The sequence below is a fragment of the Prevotella sp. genome, assembly GCF_051059605.1.
Classification (GTDB): Bacteria; Bacteroidota; Bacteroidia; order Bacteroidales; family Bacteroidaceae; genus Prevotella.
The window spans coordinates 267,821-287,177 of record NZ_CP050883.1 but is presented as its reverse complement, the minus strand read 5'-3'; the positions used below and the strand labels follow the sequence as shown (position 1 = coordinate 287,177).

Annotated in this window: 11 protein-coding genes; all 11 read right to left on the bottom strand. The window is 37.5% G+C overall.

Going from position 1 to position 19,357, the window contains the following annotated elements:
• Positions 1-7: 7 nt before the first annotated feature.
• The 11 genes from HEQ28_RS01140 to dnaE all read right to left on the bottom strand — a co-directional run bounded on the left by HEQ28_RS01140 (position 8) and on the right by dnaE (position 19,270).
• Positions 8-1,858, bottom strand: coding sequence for a hypothetical protein (locus HEQ28_RS01140; protein WP_434503362.1), 1,851 nt, complete (start codon positions 1,856-1,858; stop codon positions 8-10).
• A gap of 52 nt (positions 1,859-1,910) precedes the next feature.
• Positions 1,911-3,623, bottom strand: coding sequence for a RagB/SusD family nutrient uptake outer membrane protein (locus HEQ28_RS01135; RefSeq protein ID WP_434503361.1), 1,713 nt, complete (start codon positions 3,621-3,623; stop codon positions 1,911-1,913).
• 18 nt (positions 3,624-3,641) lie between these two features.
• The gene (locus HEQ28_RS01130) at positions 3,642-6,815 is read right to left on the bottom strand and encodes a SusC/RagA family TonB-linked outer membrane protein (protein WP_434503360.1); all 3,174 of its coding nucleotides are present in this window, start codon (positions 6,813-6,815) and stop codon (positions 3,642-3,644) included.
• Between the two features lie 210 nt (positions 6,816-7,025).
• The gene (locus tag HEQ28_RS01125; RefSeq protein WP_434503359.1) at positions 7,026-8,039 is read right to left on the bottom strand and encodes a LacI family DNA-binding transcriptional regulator; all 1,014 of its coding nucleotides are present in this window, start codon (positions 8,037-8,039) and stop codon (positions 7,026-7,028) included.
• 252 nt (positions 8,040-8,291) lie between these two features.
• The gene (locus HEQ28_RS01120; protein WP_434503358.1) at positions 8,292-8,927 is read right to left on the bottom strand and encodes a response regulator transcription factor; all 636 of its coding nucleotides are present in this window, start codon (positions 8,925-8,927) and stop codon (positions 8,292-8,294) included.
• An 84-nt stretch (positions 8,928-9,011) separates the two neighbouring features.
• Positions 9,012-11,627 (bottom strand): DUF5686 family protein, encoded by a 2,616-nt coding sequence (locus HEQ28_RS01115; protein WP_434503357.1) that lies wholly within the window; start codon positions 11,625-11,627, stop codon positions 9,012-9,014.
• Positions 11,628-11,641: 14 nt separating this feature from the next.
• Positions 11,642-12,343, bottom strand: coding sequence for an HAD family hydrolase (locus HEQ28_RS01110; RefSeq protein WP_434503356.1), 702 nt, complete (start codon positions 12,341-12,343; stop codon positions 11,642-11,644).
• Positions 12,344-12,345: 2 nt separating this feature from the next.
• Entirely contained in the window at positions 12,346-13,287 is a 942-nt protein-coding gene (locus HEQ28_RS01105; RefSeq protein WP_434503355.1) for a CDP-alcohol phosphatidyltransferase family protein, read from the bottom strand.
• Positions 13,288-13,295: 8 nt separating this feature from the next.
• Positions 13,296-14,099, bottom strand: a complete 804-nt coding sequence (locus HEQ28_RS01100; RefSeq protein WP_434503354.1) for a hypothetical protein — start codon at positions 14,097-14,099, stop codon at positions 13,296-13,298.
• Between the two features lie 20 nt (positions 14,100-14,119).
• On the bottom strand, positions 14,120-14,860 hold the full coding sequence (locus HEQ28_RS01095; RefSeq protein WP_434503353.1) for a sugar phosphate nucleotidyltransferase: 741 nt from the start codon (positions 14,858-14,860) through the stop codon (positions 14,120-14,122).
• Between the two features lie 702 nt (positions 14,861-15,562).
• Positions 15,563-19,270 (bottom strand): DNA polymerase III subunit alpha, encoded by a 3,708-nt coding sequence (gene dnaE / locus HEQ28_RS01090; RefSeq protein WP_434503352.1) that lies wholly within the window; start codon positions 19,268-19,270, stop codon positions 15,563-15,565.
• Between the last annotated feature and the right edge of the window lie 87 nt (positions 19,271-19,357).

The following is a 19,357-nucleotide window of genomic DNA, read 5'->3' as shown; positions in this document are numbered from 1 at the left end:
GGTTACATTATTTTATCTTTACTTCTCCTGCATCATAAACTACCTGAACGGTTATACTCAAGCTCTTGGTATGAACAAAGAGAGAAGGATCCATTGTTGAAGAAAGATTCCATGGATTCATGAAATAGCGACGTGCATTATATTTTGCAGTTTCTTCTTTTCCATCATCAATACATCTTATAATGTTAGTATTATCATCAAAAGCAACATCCTTACCATCAACTTTTATACTCTTAATAATTACATCGGCATTAGGATGATCTTTGAGTATACCGTCAACCTGAAGATACATAAGGTTCACGTCACTGCGAGATTCGTTTACTGTAAATGTATATTCACCTTCACCTTGCACAAAAACTTTGTCACTCGTTGTAAGTGTCCAACTTGAATTATTATTCAGATTAAGTAATGAAGTATATTTTTTCACCTTTACAGCTCCAGCATTTTGAGCTACCCAATGATACCCCTGATACTGAATAACATTCCCTTGATCGTCAACACAACTCTTGCCCAACCAAAGATTCTTGAGAGTTCCATTATAATCATCATGAGAAACAGATAAAACACGCAATGTGTTGTCGGCGTTGGTACTCATATTGAAACTTGGTGCAAGCGAAGTATTTCCTAAACCATTAGAGAAAGTAAAGATACCATCATCACTTAATGTAAAAGTTCCTTTTATGATAGTTCCATCTGTAGAAGTATAGGTATACGTCTGTTTTTCAGCAGACTCTCCATAATAAATAACAAGAGTTGCATCCGCAATGTTATCATTAGCTTTTATACCAATCTTCTTTTGTGTTCCATCAAGATTACAATAATCAATGGCATCTCCCTCGTCTTCTGTAGCCAACTTATAAGTAATCTCTCTGTTACTAGAATTAAGTACTAAGTTCTTCCATCCTTTTTCCAAATTTGGAGTAACATTTGTTGATCCTGTATTTCCTGGTGTCCAATTATCCCAGTAATCCTGAGAAACAAAATTATAGCACAGCCTGCAAGGTCCATCTGAAGAGTGATCACGAAGAGATGCAATTTGAAGACGGTCATTATCTAATCCAAACAGTTTTAGATTAGTACTCCAATTCGTAGCAACAGCGTCATGCTCTGAATTATGTAAAAGCTGGGCATCACTGAAAGTAATTGTATGATTATCTGTATCAAGCATGTAGGTACCTTTCATAGTTTTACCTGTCTCAGCATTATATACAGTTACATGAGCACCATCTATAAGATCAAATTCCATATAACCATGATCCATAGCCTTCATTACCCAAGGATTACCAACTATATCTGGTGTCCAATTCCAATTATCGCCTGTTCCCTTTTGCCCTAGCATACATGTATTCCATCCATCGTCTGTACCCCAGAAACCTAAAGGGCCAGCCCAAAGATCAGAATGCTTTGTTACTTTATTAGCGTCAATGTCCAACTTCCAACGTTTAGACTTACCGACTCCTCCACTAATCTTTGCCCATAATGGATCATTAACGAAGTTTGCATAGAAATTGTCTATTTTGAACTCAGAGTTTGGTCCCCATAAGAAACCGCCACGAGTTTCTGCACCGACACGTACCTTATAAGTTCCACTAAAAGGTATTTTAAGAGTAACCTCATTGCTGTTATATCTGCCTTGTGGGGTATCGAATGTAACAGAATAATTACTTGGCAATAAACTCTTTACTACTATAATATTAGGATTTTTGGCATCGGGTGTTACAGAATAGGCTAGTCCTTCGACTAAATCATCAGATGTCAGATCTTTATCGCCCAGACTATACTCGTCCGGAGAACAACCAGCCATAAATAAAATCATGACAAAAGCTGCTAGCGAATATATATATTTATTGATTTTCATATTGAATCAAAATGTTTTAATCTACATTAATTATTACTTTTTTAACAAAAGATTACCATCCAGGATTCTGCTTTAAAACTCCATTACTAAGTGTAATCTGAGTAATAGGAATCTGACAGAAACCACGTTTATTGATAATGTCCTGTGCTGCAATGTTTACATATTCCTTTACACCACCGCTCAATACTACAGTATTACTTTCTGCAATCTGAGTAGAGGCTGACTGTAAACCCTGACGAAGTTCATCCCAATAGCGTAATCCTTCAAAGGCAAATTCTTTTTTACGCTCATTCCATATATTTTCACGAGTAGCAGACAAACTTACATAGTTTCCACTCAAGGTTCCATCATCTAGAGTGTAAGCACGTTTGCGCACATCATCAAAATATGTCTGTGCATTAGTACTACCTAATTCAGCTGCCATAAGGAGGACATCAGAATAACGAACAAGTACCCAATCCTGATATTGTGAAATCTGAAAGTCACCAGCCATATCACCTTGTAGATATGAAACAAGGCTAGTCTTTCCATCATCACCTGTCATATTTTTACTTAAAGGAGTATATTTCTTGATTGCGTAACCTGTATATTCACGTTGATCTGCTAAATATGACTTTTCGTAATTTGTCAATTGCTGACAATCTATGATTGAAGCCTGACGACGAGAATCTCCAGGTCCATAGGCTGCAGCCTGTTTTGTAGTTACAGTCATGGCTCCCCATCCCTGGCCATAACGGTTATAAACATTAGCATTTGTACGTAAACCTAACATAACCACAAAACGGTTACCATCATTATTGCCATTGTAATCAGCAGTATAATTGAACTTCATAGAAAGCACAGTCTCTTTATTGCCTACGCCAGCATAAGAGGACTTGTCAACCCAATGATCTAAATAGTTACCAGTTTTGTCATCAGAAGAAGCAGGCCATAGATCTTTAAAACGTGTAACTAATCCAAACTCACCACTCTTTATTACATCTTCACAATAAGCAAGAGCCTGCGTCTTTGTTAAACCACCAGGCATATCTGCACCTTTATTTCCATTATAATATCCATCATAGAAAAGATACACTCTTGCAAGCATAGCTTCTGCAGCATACTTTGTTATATGCCCGTCATTAGATGCTGATTGAGCCTTTGGGTAAGCCTTTGCAGGAATATTATCTGCAGCAAACTTTAAATCTGTAACAATCTGAGCATATACATCATTTGGTACAGCTTGAGCAACATTATCCTGTGTCGCATGAATAATAAGAGGTATGTTCTCCCATGTGCGTACCATATCAAAATAGCATATACCGCGTATAGCATGAGTTTCTCCTAGATATACAGACTTTATACTATCATTATCCCATGTAATATTTTCTGCTTTATCAAGAAATTCATTGCATCGAAACACAGAAGCATAATAAAGTGTCCACAAACTACTGTGCATATCAGTATATGATGGAGCTTGATTCATATCGAAACGATCTATCGCCTGTGTATTCCTACCATCATTGTTACCAGTACCACCAAAACATTCATCACTCATAGTTTCGGTTAATTGATACAACGTAAAAGTAGGTCCGCTTGATATCGTGCGTTGCCATCCATCATAACAAGCATAAAGTGAGCGAAGTCCGTCTTCCTGAGACTTATAAAAGTTTCCTGAGTTACTATCGGTCTTTGAATCTACGTCAAGCCAGCTTTCACTGCATGAAGAAAGCCCACTTGAAATAAGAATACCAAAAACTGCTATAATTATTTTATTTGTTTTCATATTAATATTCCTTTAATATTAGAATTTAAGATTTATACCTATAAGGAATGTTCGTGGGCGTGGATAATAACCAAGATCTACACCAGAAGCCCAACTATTTACACCATACCCTACTTCAGGATCCATTCCATTATACTTTGTAAATGTAAAAGCATTCTGAACCTGTAAGTAAAGGCGTGCTTGAGAGAAAATATTGGTCTTCAACATCTTAGCGAAATCATATCCTAGTGTGATATTACTTATTCTAAGGAAATCACCATCATGAATAAACAAATCCGAGAACTGCCAGTTAATATTAGATTCTGTTACACGAGGATAATAATTTGAAGTTCCTTCTCCCGTCCATCGCCTAAGAACTTCTGTTGTATAATTGGCTGTTTTAACACCAACGTTACGATAACTCTGCACGATGTCATTTCCAGCCATACCATTTGCGGTAACACTGAAGTCTAGGCCTTTCCAGTCAAATCCCAAAGAAAATCCGTAAGTGAAGTCTGGCATACCATTACCTAGGTTTACTTTATCCTTATCATTAATTGTACCATCATGGTTTACATCATAATATTTTACATCACCAGGCTGAACATCACTCTGAAGAACTCCGTTTCCGGCAGCTATCCATTGCTTTATATCATCCTTATTCTGGAAAATTCCTGCAGTTTTATATCCCCAGAAGTAACCAATTGGTTCGCCATTACTAGCACGATAGAATTCTGTAGAATTGTCATACAACTGTCCGTTGCCATCAGTTCCATGAATAATACCGTCTTCTGTAGGAATATTGCCCACTTTATTATGATTAAAAGCACCATTAACATTTACATAATAGTTAAAGTCCTTACCGATTTTATCATTCCAACCTAGTCCTAGTTCAAAACCAGTGTTTTTCACATCACCACCATTAATATAAGGTGCACCAGTTCCAGCAGTAGCAAGAATTGGAGCTACAACCAACCAATCCTTTGTTTTCTTATAATACCAATCAAAGTTTATATTCAATTTGCCATTTATCGCACGAGCGTCAAAACCTAAATCAGTCTGTTCAGAAGTTTCCCATTTTATTTTTTCATTAGCCAGACGACTTTCATATGCTCCATAATAGTTTGCCTGTGCTGTAGCACCGTATTTATTTCCGAAAAGGTAATATACTCCACTTGTTGTTATTGGACTTACATACATAAGGTCACCTATATTTTGGTTACCTACCTGTCCCCAACTTGCACGAAGTTTGAAATAGTCGAATACATGAGAAACTGGTTTCCAAAACTTTTCGTTAGAAAGAATCCAACCACCACTTATTGAAGGAAACCATCCCCATCTGCTACCACGCGCAAATTTACTTGATGCATCAGCACGTAATGTAACATTCAACATATATGTTTCTTTTAAGTTCCAACCAAGTCTTCCAAAATATGAGAACATACGTTGATTAAGAGCAGGAGAACCACTTGCACTTAATCCGTCCTCTGGAGTAGATGCAGTTCCATTACTTACGTAAGCATGTGACCAATCAGCAAATCCATTTTTAAGAATTCCTTGAGAACTACCTACGCCAACACCCCAAAACTGATAGCTTTCAGTACCAAGAAGTGCATTAAAACTATGATCTTTAATTTTCCAGTCATAACTTAATGTATTTGTCCATGTAATCTGTTGATTATGGCTTGCACTCTGACTGACACGCGTCTGATTAATATTTTGGCTATATGCACTGAAATGATATAACGGAGTGAAACTTCTAAAGTCTGAAGAATAATACTCATAACCTACAACTGTACGGAATTTCAAGTTATGAATAATCTCAGCCTCAGCATATATATTTCCTGTAAAGCGAGCCGCATTAGTCTGATTGTTAGTATTTGTCATCATCAAACCATAAGGATTTCCCATTCCTTGAAGATCTGTCCAATCCATATTATCAGTAGCATAATAAGGACTTCCGTATTGTCCTGCTCCATATACAGGAATAAAAGGTGACATACCAAAAGCTCCACGAAGACTATTATTATAAGAATTTCCTACTTGAATTCCTTTATTCTTTGTATATACAAAACTGACCTGTTCACCAACTTTAAGCCAAGGCTTAACCTTCCAGTCAGAATTTACACGGAAATTGTAACGTTCATAGTTACTAACATCCGATCCACCAACAATACCTTCTTGATTCATATAACCTAAAGAAAGAGCATAATTTCCAGCACTGCTACCACCAGTTATCCCAACATTATAAGAATCTGTTTTAGCATTTTTCTTAAACATTTGGTCAACCCAATCTGTATTGATTAAGCTACCGTCAGAATTATATATTCCCTTATATGAATTCCAATCATAAGGCAATTTACCTGAGTTTACAGCCTGTTCGTCAAGAATTTCCTTATACTCGTTTGCATTCAGCATATCTATTGAGCGAGGTTTGTTCTGCCATCCCATATAACCATCAAAACTGACAATGGCTTTTCCTTCATTACTACTAGTTCTACCCTCCTTACCACTTTTGGTAGTAATTAAGACAACACCATTTGCAGACTGTGATCCATATATCGCAGCAGATGCTGCATCCTTCAACACATCAATACTTTCTATATCACTAGGATTTAAGGAACCAATATCGCCTCGTATACCATCTATGATATAAAGAGGATCGCTACCATTTATAGTACCCATACCACGGATATTAACCTTGAGACCAGAACCTGGCTGACCAGACTGTGATATAATTGTCATACCAGGAGTCTGTCCCTGAAGAGCTTGCAAAGGATTCGAAGTATTTAACTTTGCAATGTCTTCACCCTTCACATTGATGTTAGCACCTGTTACAAGCTTTTTCTTCTGAACGCCATAACCTATTACAACAACATCATTGAGTGAATTTGCCTTTTCCTTAAGACTAACCGTAATGTTATCACCACTCACTTTTACATTTTGAGTGATATAACCAATGTAGCTCACAACGAGAGTCTGCCCGTCATTAGCTTCTATTGAAAAATTACCATCAAGGTCGGTAATTGTTCCGCCCTGCTTACCCTGCACTACAACTGTTGCACCAATAAGAGGTGCATTATCAGAAAGGGACAAAACCTTTCCTACAAAAGTTTTAGCGCAGAGATTAATTGCGGAAGATAGCATAAATACTACTAACGCAATCTTGCAAAAATTGAGATTCTTGCAACACATAAGAAATGTTTTTCTCATAGTTACTTTGTGTTTTTGGTTAAATTTGATAATTTAAAGTATTAGTTATTCATGATAACTGATTATTACCAGTTTTTCATATTGCAAATTTAAACAAAACTACAAAAATATTAACGTTTATATGTTTTCAAAGTTGTACCAAATAGTATCTACAACTGTATAAAATGTTTCTATAAACTACATATTAGGTAATTGATATGAAGCTAAGAATCAATGTTTTTCTGAGCTTTCACGTATTTTCAATATCATTGGTACAATTTCTTTATATATTGTTTGGTCACCATTGATATTTCTCATTAGCAATTCACAACTTTTATTACCTTGCACATGTGCCTGGTCCATTATAGCACTGAGTTTTGGAGTAACAAAAGCCGCCGAGTCACCATCAGTAAACCCAATAATTGCGACATCGTCTGGAATAGAAAGTCCACATTCCTTTATTGCATCAAAAGCAGCATAAGTCACAATATCATTAAAAGCAAGTATTGCATCAGGGCGATTTTCACTCTGCAAAAGTTTTATTGTTGCTTGTCTGGCTACATCAAAATCGATCTTATCACATATCACTAGGTCTCTTTCTATCGGCAATCCTTTTTCACGAAGCGCCTCAAGATACCCATGTTTACGTCTACGCACCATATCAAGATGATTTGGTCCACCAACAAAAGCTATTCTCTTCGAGCCTGTTTCTATGAGATGACAAGTTGCAACCTGAGCAGCTTCATCACCATTGCCTACAACCTGAGAGAACTTTTCTGGAAGACATGTACGTGCAAAGAATACAACTGGTATACCCATTTCATACAATTGTTCGAAATGCGTATAGTCTACTGTGTCTTGTGCTAGACATGCTATTATACCTTCAACATGCATTGAAATAAAATTATCAATAGCTCTCTTCTCCATTTCACAACTTTCATGACTGTTTGCACTAATAACAGAATATCCGGCTCTTGAGGCAAAATCCTCTATTCCATCAAGCACAGCAGCATAATAATGAGTGACCAGATTAGGCACAATTACCCCAATAACTCTTGGAGCCTCTTTTCGCAAACTCTGCGCAAAAGGATTTGGGCGATAATTTAATTTCTTAGCCAAATCTTTTACTTTCTGCTTCATATCATCTCCTACCTCGTGGCTATTCCTCAATGCACGAGATACGGTTGCAATACTAACACCAAGTTCGTCCGCAAGATCCTTTAAAGAAATTCTACGTTGTTTCATTATTATATTTGAAGGTTATTTCTATTCTAATATTTCTGCCAAATGCAAAAGTACAAATTTAATGCAGATGCGCAAACGTTTACGTTGTTTTTTAGGGCTAAATAATAACAACTAGACAAAAAAAGTATTAAATTTGTATCAGAATTTTAATGAGTAATGAATAGTTGATAATAAGTTAGTTAGAAAATGTACGGTTTATGATTGTCGTGAGACAATTTTAAACCTTTTTTATTTATATATATTCTAATTCAATTATATATAGTATTCGGCAGAATCTACTAGTCCCGCTCTCAATGCATACTTTGTTGCTTCATGCACATTATTCACTCCTAATTTTCTGAATATATTTTTTCTATGGGTATTAATTGTATGGAAACTAGAGATACGTTTCTCAGCTATTTCTTTTGTTGTCATTCCCAAAGCAATCTCTTTCAGAATTTCAGTTTCAGTTTTAGTGAGAACAATCTCCTCTTCTAATTTATTTGGAGCAAGCAACATCTCTGTCATTCGCTGGCAGATAAAGCGATTGCCATTTATAGCAAACCATATAGCTTCATTTATCTCCTGCATACTACTTTCTTTAAGCAATATACTAAACTTTGTAGATGTAGCAATAATAAGTCTTGTGAAATCAATACTCAAATCTTCACTGAATATAATCCAACGCGTCTTTGTGAAACGCTGATTAATTATTCCTAGTTCAGCAGCATCATTGATATCAAACATCGTATAGTCCAAAATTACTACACAATCTTGATCTTCATTCAACGCTACTAAAAGTTCTGCCTTATCTTCTGTATATTTGTATTCCACATTATCCATGGAATCAATAATATACATCAGTCCTGCACGTGTAATATCTTGCTTGTCAGCTAACAGAATTCTCATATTTGCTTACATTTTAGTGCAAATGTAAGTAAAATAAATGAAAAATGACAAATATTTAATTTATATTTGTCATTTTTTCTATTGTTAGAATGTCATTCTTAGCATAAACCTTATTCCATCTTTCTGTGCAGTAGGAAGTCCGGTGTAATTACATCTATGAACATATTCCACATGCATTATCTTAAAGATATTATGTATTCCGGCAACAAGTTCCACGTATGGTCTATTAGGATCCATTACATAACATCCTTCAGGGAAAGCCATCAAAGTATTGTCCATTGCATTCTGTGGCAACATTGGATTATTCTTGTCTGTAAGTTTTCCCCATAAAGTCTTTACACCGATATACTCACGCCATTTCAATTTCTTGAGTAGAGGAATCCTGTTGAATATCTTTCCATTAAGGTCCCAACTCACGTCAAGACTCGCATAACGGTCATTAAGGAATTCCATATTGTTTATCAAATTGAAGGTTTCATCCTCAACAATATAACTCAAGTTGGCAGCTGGCATTATAAGCAACGGATAAGGAACTTTATTCCATTGTGCTCCTGCTTTTGCATACATATCAATCTTTCCCCAACTGTTCATCCAAAAGCGCTTATAGATACCAGCCTCAGTAAAGTTATAAGTGTAGTCGCCTCCAAGCAATCCTTTGACTCCCATAGTATGGTTCAAAGAGAATACAGGTGCATCTAGATTTATAGGTATACGACGCTGCTTTGTATTGATATATGTACGTCCCGGTGATAGTTGGAATCCCAAATTAAGTTCAGTCGTGCGCATTTTTCCATTATGGATATATTTACCCACCTGACTGTTATCAAGATCTCTTAGCTGTTCTACCAGAGTCTTATTAGCATCACTCATACCACTTAACGGTATGAAGAACAAACGACCAGCGGCTTCATTCTCTTCAGTTTTCAAGCCTAAAGTGGTTTTCAAACCCCATTCAGACTCCCATTCAAAATCGAGCCGCTGAGTATTGTAGAACATCATCTTATCTACCGTAGCCCATTTGAAAGCGGTAAACACATTATCCTTATCTGTTTGGACAAACTTGTCAGACGGTGACATGATATCATACGTTGAAGACAGTGTTATAGTTCTCTTTGGAAATTCTCGTGGCAGATAATCCTTCTTGTTGAAAGAATATGTGACAGTTCCTTCATAATAGTTCTTTTTACTGTCCCAACCACGTGCAAAATATCCAGAGAAGAATAGATTCTTATTCAGATTGGCTGTTGTCTGTGCACTTAAACGTGTACGCAGTCCGTCAATAAAGTTTGATGTAATCATTGTGTTTACCGGACCAATATCTACCTTACTAGGGTGATTGATGTCACCAGTTTCCACAAAGTTCTCTACTAATGCCTTGACACCGAATATTATATACTTAAATCCTTTCTGTTGCTCTATACGATGTATGAAAGCATCCATACCGCTCTCTCCTTTCGTGAGTCCCACTGTACGATATTGATTCCAGAAAGCCTCATCACGCATCATTGCATTTGACTCACGCTTAGTTGCAGCTTTACCCTTGAACAATTGTTTCGGCAACGGATCAAACGCATAGTCACTGAGTCTTGTCGTTCGTGTTACGAGCATTTTAGACAAGAAGCTTGCGACCTTCATTTCAACTATCATGTCGTCAACGCTCAACGCCCATTCTCCGTTTGGCAGTTTTGTGTATTCCTGTGTCACATTAAGATTTTCCACAAAATTCACATCGCTGCGCTTTGGTATGGTTAGTTCGCATCTTTTCACATGCAATGAAGAATCTGCCAAGACATACAGTTCACCACGGAATCCAAAATCCTGCTGATTATTCGGTATGAATTGTAGATGATAACACAAATCACGATCCACATATACAGTGTCTTCAATGTAGTATCTGTAGAAATCGATGGCACTCTTACCGATTGGACTTGTAAACGGATATTGAAGCAGACGTATTTGGTCATCATACAAGTTGACATCAGTAAACACATCTTTCAATGTTGTATTAAGGATGTCGCCTGTCTCCAGCAACTGATTTATTCCGTTACTTTGCTGACCAATAATAATATCTTTCTCGTTCTTCGGATCCTTTCTGTAAATATGTTGTGAAACGGTCTCATCAACAGATAAAGGCAATATCAGTTTATGATTATAAGGACTTGTCTCAATCTGGTCTATAAGCCATTGCTTCTTTGAAAAGAATCCACTGTCAATATCAGCTTTTTGAATATCGTTTACCGCCAAAGTAATCTTCTGATATTTATTATACTGATAATAATCATGATTACTCAAATCGGTTTTATGCTTAGCAGCTATCACACGTTTCATCAACTCTACAGCAGGGTTTTCCTTTCTGGTGTATCGTTTTTTCTTTGTCTTAACCACGACTTCCTTTAATGTTTTTGTGTCGGGTTTCAACTTCACATGCAGCAGGTCATGCTGATCAGCTTTCAGGTTATAAATCTTTGACTGATATCCCACAGCGCTTATAGTAAGTGGCCAGCCATTGTGGTATTCGATAACAAACTTTCCGAATACATCACCGCTGACAGCAATATGTTGTCCTTTATACGAAGCACTTGGATACGATATGGTATCACCGGTTATTGCATCGGTGACAACACCTATAATCTGCGCTTTTGCAAATGATGTTATAAGCAAAAGCAGAATAGTTGCGTATGTCCTGTATAGTCCTTTCATCCTTAATCTTTTTCCTATTGTAATATTTGGGCAATATCTGTTATTATCCTATCTGGCAAAGTTTCATCATATACTTTATCCGTCCATCCTTCACCCTTAAACCAAATCGTCTTACAACCTATCTTGTTTGCGGGTTCTATATCTTTATAAAAGCTGTCGCCAACAACAACTACTTCATCAGGTTGTAGTCCAAGCTCTTCAACACCCAATTTATATATACGTGGATCAGGCTTGCGAATTCCCACAACTGCACTTTCTACGATGGCAAGAAACAGATGGTCTAACTTAAATTCTTTAAGAACCACACCAACATTGCCATAGAAATTGCTTACAAGCACCATTGGATAATTAGCATTAAGTTTTTCAAGCACATCCCGGCTATGGTCTGTAACCATCTTCACCTCTGAATATACATCATCAAGTACAGCCTTGTGCATACGATTCATCTCGTCTTCTCCTGCATCCCAAAATCCTGAGCTGCATATATATTCCATCTCCAGCCTAAGCTTTGTGTCCAATGTCTTGTAAAAAGTATAGTTTGGCTTTATTATAGGCACATTACCCAAAGTGCGTTCACCATAGACGTAAGCTTCACGAAACTGTTCCTCGGTAACAGGCACGTTTTGTCTTTGGTATGAGTGCCACAGCACCTTTCCCCAATGGTGTCCCTCTGTATCTAGAGTACCTCCGTAGTCAAATATGTATCCTTTTATCATATTTATTTCAATTTATCGGTAAGTGATGCGCACATCTTTTCGTGCTTACTGTGCATATAAATATACATGAAACTCATTACAACAATCTCAAACATCGGATAAATCCAAGGATGATTTATAAGACATGAAACATAGCATACAATCGCTCTGAGATTGAATGTCAATAAGTTTGTGTATGGCATCAGAGGGCGTGAACCAGCAAGGAACTCATTCTTAACCAGTTCTCTCTTTTCTTTGTATTCCTCTTTGTCAGCCATTCCATTCCATTGTTTAAAGAACTTTTGGAATTCAGGTGTACGCTTTTCCTGACTGTGACAATACTTAGCATAGTTTGAATAAAAGATGCGTGCCCAGAATGATCCTTTTGCAGGCAAATCTGCCAACACCTTTTTCTGTCCTTCATAACTATCAAGTTCGCTTCCACTCTTTCCTTTCAAGAAGAACAAATGTATCTGACGGTAATAATCTGATAAAGAACTTTGTGGAGAATGGCACAGAATACCTGCAACCACTATCACTGCCCAAATCCATACACCCCATTTCATATCCGTGTTTGGAATATTATCATTCATCAATCTGAATGCTATCGCCAAATATATGCAGGCAAACCATACATCGCCAGAAAATCCATCCAGCATTCTTCCTATCAATGTCTTCTTACCTGTGAGTCTTGCCATCTGTCCGTCTGTAGAATCACAGAAATTGGCGAACATAAGCAGTACGACTCCCATTATATTATGTTGAGTATCGGGATAATAGAACATGTATCCAGCAGCAACGCCTAAGAATATTGATAATACAGTAATGGTGTTTGGATGCACGTTAAGTTTATTCCAAAACAATGCAAATACCAATCCTATTGGACGTGTAAAATGCACATCCAACCACTCTTCTGTATCATTTGACTTAAAAGATGCCTGTAACAATTCCTTAAAACTACTCATTATTCCTTTTATATTTTTATTATGTTTAAACTATTTTTCTTTGTCGCCACCTTCGCTATAACGTCTGCAGCAATGTCTCTGCAACGAGAAAAACTAGGCCAGTCGTTGAAGTCTATTATATAAAATTCTCCGTCTTCGGTTATTATAGCGTCACCACCATAAACGTCTATGCCTGTAATCTGTGCTACTTTATCAGCCGTTGTTTTCAAAAGCTTTTCATCGAAAGCATAATGACATGCATCACCATTAAGTTTTTCATCACCAAACTTAGACTCACCATCATCACTTGGATAGAAATATTTGAAGAAACCACCTTTCACAGCATAAAATTTCACCAAATCTCCTGGCACATGCGCCTGAACAATCCAGTTTGTTATCCCTCGAATCACGAAATCTGCCTTTTTATTGGCAAGCATTGCCCTGTCCTTACAATATACGACATCACTTTTAGACTGAGCTGCCGCGTCACCACGTTTAAGCCAATACCCATAATTTCCTTCAGATGGAGGAACTGGTATATCATTGTCACGCATTATATCGTCTAGCATCCTGCGTCCGCATGTTTCTACGCCATAAGCAGAATTAACAACAACGGCTCCTTCATCTTCCTTAGTTTTCAGCAAAGCCAATGTTTCAGGAAGCCTTGCCATAGACAGATATACGTCAGCTTCATCATCGATAGACAGTTCAACTTCATCTATCATAGAAATATCATACGGCAATCTGTTGCATACAGCTTGCAATATAGCCCTGTCTTTCTCCACGGAGTTTGGAGAGAACCTGTCATCTCGCCTAACAGCTATTATATTCATAACTAGTAAAGTTCAGAATATTATTTCAAAACTTGTGCATATTGCCCCAAAAACTGCTCTGCTTTCACAATATCTTCAGCGTGGTCTATATCCATAACTTTTGAAAAAGAAAAAGCTTTCAGTTTTCTTCCGTCTCTGATAAGTCCACGTTGGAAATTTCTCATTCTACTCTCACCACGTTCCATGCAGTCATTGAGAGTATCGAGTGATTTAGCATTCAATCCGTATATTCCACCTGATATATATTTGCAACCGTTTTCATTCTTATCAAAGAATCCGATTACGTTTAATTCATCATCTGTGCCTACATAAAGAGGCTTTTCATCATCTATATAATCCGTAACTCCCATCAATCCGTCATAACCTGAATTTATACATTCACGGAAGTCTGATATATACTCTTTAAATTCTTCTGCCTTGAATATTGTATCAACAGTAGTCATCACAAAAGGCTTTTCATCAAGAAGTTTACTTAATTCAAAAAAGCTGTGCATAGAACTGGGTGTTGTCTTCACAATGAAGTTCAAAGGAACTGGTCTACCATTAAGTCCGTCCTCCTCCAGTTTCAAAAGATGCTGACTAACCTTTGTCATAAGGCTATTACATATAATTGTTATCTTTTCAGCATCGTTATCCATGAAAACACGTATTAAACGGTCTATAAGATGCTCATTCTGAACTTTTACCAGCGGTTTAGGTTCATTAACGCCTTCTTGTGCCAAGCGTGACCCTTCACCAGCTGCAATAATTGCATAATTCATCTAAATATTTTTTTGTAGCTACTAAAAACGTAGCAAAAGTACACATTATAAGTTAAAACAGAAAACTTTTTTGCACAATTTTGTTTTTTAGCATGTAATATATAGTACACGTTCATATTTTTAAACACCAAAATGCCTATTATAATATCAATTCCATTCATTAAAATGAACTACACAAAAATGATATAACGATGTGAAATATAACTTACGTTATAACGATGAAACGTAAACGTTTGATCGATATAATGCAAACTTTATATCGTAGAAATGGAAACGTTTGATCGTAGGAATAGAAACTTTATATCGTAGAATCTGTTTTATCGTAGAAAACAATTTAAACATACCAACAAACAGATAACAATGCAGATGTAATCATGCTTACCACATATCATTTTAGGCTGTTAGTTTGTTTTAATAGCTTCATTTGATATCATTTGCCTACATAGGTTTTTCAAAAAAACAAGCGTCTAAACGACTACCCCCTGACTATCAACACATTACAATGTATTTTGTATTTTTATAGTGTCGGTGATATGGCATCATACATACAGCCATATCACCGACACTTATTTATCTATAAAAAGCGTTCCAACTTACTGATAGTCAACTCAAAAACACTTAGACGCTTAAATTTCGAAAAACCTCTAGTGCGTGCGTGTGCACGTACATAATATATAATATGCTGAAAAAACGAATTTACGTCTAGTTTACATGATATGACATATCAGGATTACTATCTATATAATTCAGCAAATCTTTCTTTATCTCTATTGAACGGTTATTCGAACGCAGCATCATACTCACATTGTGCTCCTGATCTACGACCTGAATATACAATTGAGTATTACCAACTGACTTTTCTACCATTGTAGAAATATCGGTAACCACAGTCTCATCTATTGCATCGCTGTTGATTGTGATTGTAAACTTCTCAAGACGATTAGCCTTCACAGTCTGCATATATTGAATATCAGAAATGCGGAAATCATAATAATCGCTATCACGATATTTCTGCTGGCACTTGGCTTTGATATACACGATGCAACCCTCAGAAAGTAATCCTCGCCATTTACCCCAATCCTCACCGAAGAAAGCAAGTTCACCGCTGCCGTTAAAATCTTCTATCGTCACGAAGCCACATGGTTTACCAGTCTTAGTGAACTTTGATTTAACTCCAGTAACAATACCACCCAAAGTTATTTCCTCTTTCTTTGCCAACTCTTGCTTATTGTCTAGTTCAGAACAATGAGTGTTGCACATTGTGTTCAAGATGATACTGAATTCATCTAGCGGATGGGCACTTATATATATTCCAACAAGGTCGCGCTCACGATTCAACTTTTCAATATTGCTCCAACCTTCTGCTTCAACAGGCTGCGGGCGTGCTATCTCAACAGCTTGTTCACCACCAAAGAGTGAATTCTGTGCTTCATGCTGTTCAGCCTGATACAACTGACCGTAACGAACCAACACATCAAGGAATGTTTCTCCTTTTGGATTAGCAGCCAAATACTGCTCACGTTGGAAGGCAAAACTATCAAAACCACCACTTAACGCAAGCGATTCAAACGCCTTTCTATTAACACAGCTGTAATCCATGCGTTCAGCAAAATCATATATATCCTTGTAAGGTCCATGTTCCTCTCGCTCCTTCACAATAGCAAGAGCGGCGCCCTCGCCCATTCCTTTAATAGCAGAAAGACCGAAGCGGATTTCACCTTTCTTGTTCACACCAAACTTAGAATAACTCTCGTTTACATCAGGACCAAGAGTGGCGATCTTCATATTCTGGCACTCCTCCATCAACTTAGTGATTTCGATAATCTGACTAAATCTACGAGTCATCAACGCAGCCATATATTCTGCTGGATAATGAGCCTTCATATATGCTGTCTGATAAGCCACCCAAGAATAACATGTAGCATGAGACTTATTGAAGGCGTAAGAGGCAAACTTCTCCCAGTCAGTCCAAATCTTTTCAAGAACCTTAGGGTTATGACCATTCTCCTGTCCTTGCTTTATGAACTTAGGCTTCATTGCATCAACAATAGCCTTCTTCTTTTTACCCATCGCCTTACGCAACGCGTCACTCTCACCACGAGTGAAACTAGCCAACTGACGGGATAGAAGCATCACTTGCTCCTGATATACGGTGATACCGTAAGTATCCTTAAGATACTTCTCCATACATGGAATATCATATGTAACAAGAGATGGATCATGCTTTCTCTTAATGAAGTCTGGAATATAATCCATTGGTCCTGGACGATATAGAGCATTCATGGCAATAAGGTCCTCGAATACCGTAGGATGAAGTTCACGTAGATACTTCTGCATACCCGGAGATTCAAACTGGAATGTACCGATTGTACGTCCTTCCTGATATAGTTTATATGTCAGTTCGTCATCAATAGGAATCATGTCCAAATCAACATCATCACCAACAGTCTTCTTGATAACCTTGCAAGCTTCCTTCAACTCCGAAAGAGTCTTCAATCCCAAGAAGTCCATCTTGATAAGACCAGTTGACTCAATCACGTGCCCGTCATATTGTGTTACGGCAGTTTTCAATCCAGGGAAATCTGGGTCGTCGGCTGTAGATACAGGAACCCAGTCACTTATAGGGTTACGGCAGATAATGAAACCACAGGCGTGAATACCAGTTCCACGCACCGTACCCTCAAGCATCTTGGCATACTTGATGGTATTACGCTCACGTGTATCAGTAGACACTTCAGCCTCTCTCAATTCGGGAGTACATTTAATAGCATTCGTAAGGTTCATCTTCAAACCGTCAGGTAAACGGTCAGGAATAGCCTTACAAAGCATATTCGACTTTTCCAATGGTAACTTTTCCACACGTGCGACATCCTTGATAGAGTTCTTTGTCGCCATACTTGCATAGGTAATGATATGCGCACAATTCTCGTGACCATACTTATCCATAACCCAGCGAAGCACCTTTCCACGACCGTCGTCATCAAAGTCAGTATCGATATCAGGAAGGTTCACACGGTCTGGATTCAAGAAACGTTCAAACAGCAAGTCATATTTCAATGGATCAATCTTTGTAATTCCCAAACAATAGGCAACAACAGAACCGGCGGCTGATCCACGTCCTGGACCAACCATAACTCCCAACTCTGTACGCGCAGCTTTGATAAAGTCTTCCACAATAAGGAAGTATCCAGGGAAACCCATCGTCTTCATCACATGAAGCTCAAAGTTAATATGCTCTATCACATTATCTGACAAAGGATCACCATATAGTAACTTAGCACCATCATAAGCCAACTTGGCTAGATAGTCGGCTTCAAACTTGATGCGATATATTTTATCATATCCGCCCAATCGTGCAATAACCTTCTGACCTTCCTCTTCTGACAACTGATTTTCACCATTCTCATCAGAAGTAAACTCCTTATAAAGTTGTTCCTCAGTAATCTTCTGTCTCCATTCCTCTTCCGTTCCAAAATCCTCAGGAATAGGGAAATATGGCATTATAGGTCCATGATCAATACTGTAAAATTCAACCTTATCAAGAATCTCAAGAGTATTAGCCATAGCCTCGGGAACATCAGAAAATATCTCGTTCATCTCAGCCTTGGTCTTAAACCACTCCTGCTTACTATATCTCATACGGTTAGGATCATCTAGATCTCTACCTGTTGCCAAACAAAGCAAATGGTCATGAGCTTCAGCAGTTTCCTTATCCTCAAAATGGGCATCATTGGTACAAACAAGCTTTATACCATACTCCTTAGCAAAGTCCATTAAAACCTTATTGGCTCTCTGTTGAAGCGGAAATGCTTCCCTGTTTGCCAATAAAGAAGGATCTTTCACTTCATGACGCTGAAGCTCCAGATAAAAGTCATCACCAAACACACGCTGATACCACTCACAAGCTTCACGCGCTCCAGCCATATCATCATGAAGAACCTTTGAAGGAACTTCACCTGCTATACAAGCAGAACAAACGATAAGGTCTTCATGATATTTCTCTAGTTCAAATCTGTCTGTACGTGGACGATAATAGTAACCATCTACCCAAGATTTACTGACTAGTTTTATAAGATTCTTGTAACCATTATAGTTCTTAGCCAAAACAATAAGGTGGTAACCAGAATTGTCACCATTTTCCTTAACCTTATCTTCCAATCTATGATGAGCAACGTACATCTCACAACCAAGAATAGGTTTGAATGGCTCAAGACCTTCGGCCTTGCGTTTCTTATTGACTCCTGCACAATAATCAGATAACTCTTTTATGCCGAACATGACACCGTGATCGGTGATCGCCATGCCCTTCATGCCGTCTTTAACAGCCTTATCTACTAGTCTTGGTATCTTCGACTGTCCGTCAAGGATAGAATAATTGGTATGAACGTGTAAGTGGACGAAGTCTTCCATATAATAATTTTCGTTTTGAGTTGCTAAGTTACTGCAAATCGAGCAAAACACAAAATAAAAAGTCATTTTTTATTCTTATATTTGCGG

What these genes read in the sequence shown, in the direction of transcription:
- HEQ28_RS01135 (WP_434503361.1), bottom strand. Translation starts at nt 3,623, where the DNA reads ATGAAAACAAATAAAATAATTATAGCAGTTTTTGGTATTCTTATTTCA.
- dnaE (WP_434503352.1), bottom strand. Translation starts at nt 19,270, where the DNA reads ATGGAAGACTTCGTCCACTTACACGTTCATACCAATTATTCTATCCTT.
- HEQ28_RS01120 (WP_434503358.1), bottom strand. Translation starts at nt 8,927, where the DNA reads ATGAGAATTCTGTTAGCTGACAAGCAAGATATTACACGTGCAGGACTG.
- HEQ28_RS01105 (WP_434503355.1), bottom strand. Translation starts at nt 13,287, where the DNA reads ATGAGTAGTTTTAAGGAATTGTTACAGGCATCTTTTAAGTCAAATGAT.
- HEQ28_RS01140 (WP_434503362.1), bottom strand. Translation starts at nt 1,858, where the DNA reads ATGAAAATCAATAAATATATATATTCGCTAGCAGCTTTTGTCATGATT.
- HEQ28_RS01100 (WP_434503354.1), bottom strand. Translation starts at nt 14,099, where the DNA reads ATGAATATAATAGCTGTTAGGCGAGATGACAGGTTCTCTCCAAACTCC.
- HEQ28_RS01115 (WP_434503357.1), bottom strand. Translation starts at nt 11,627, where the DNA reads ATGAAAGGACTATACAGGACATACGCAACTATTCTGCTTTTGCTTATA.
- HEQ28_RS01130 (WP_434503360.1), bottom strand. Translation starts at nt 6,815, where the DNA reads ATGAGAAAAACATTTCTTATGTGTTGCAAGAATCTCAATTTTTGCAAG.
- HEQ28_RS01095 (WP_434503353.1), bottom strand. Translation starts at nt 14,860, where the DNA reads ATGAATTATGCAATTATTGCAGCTGGTGAAGGGTCACGCTTGGCACAA.
- HEQ28_RS01125 (WP_434503359.1), bottom strand. Translation starts at nt 8,039, where the DNA reads ATGAAACAACGTAGAATTTCTTTAAAGGATCTTGCGGACGAACTTGGT.
- HEQ28_RS01110 (WP_434503356.1), bottom strand. Translation starts at nt 12,343, where the DNA reads ATGATAAAAGGATACATATTTGACTACGGAGGTACTCTAGATACAGAG.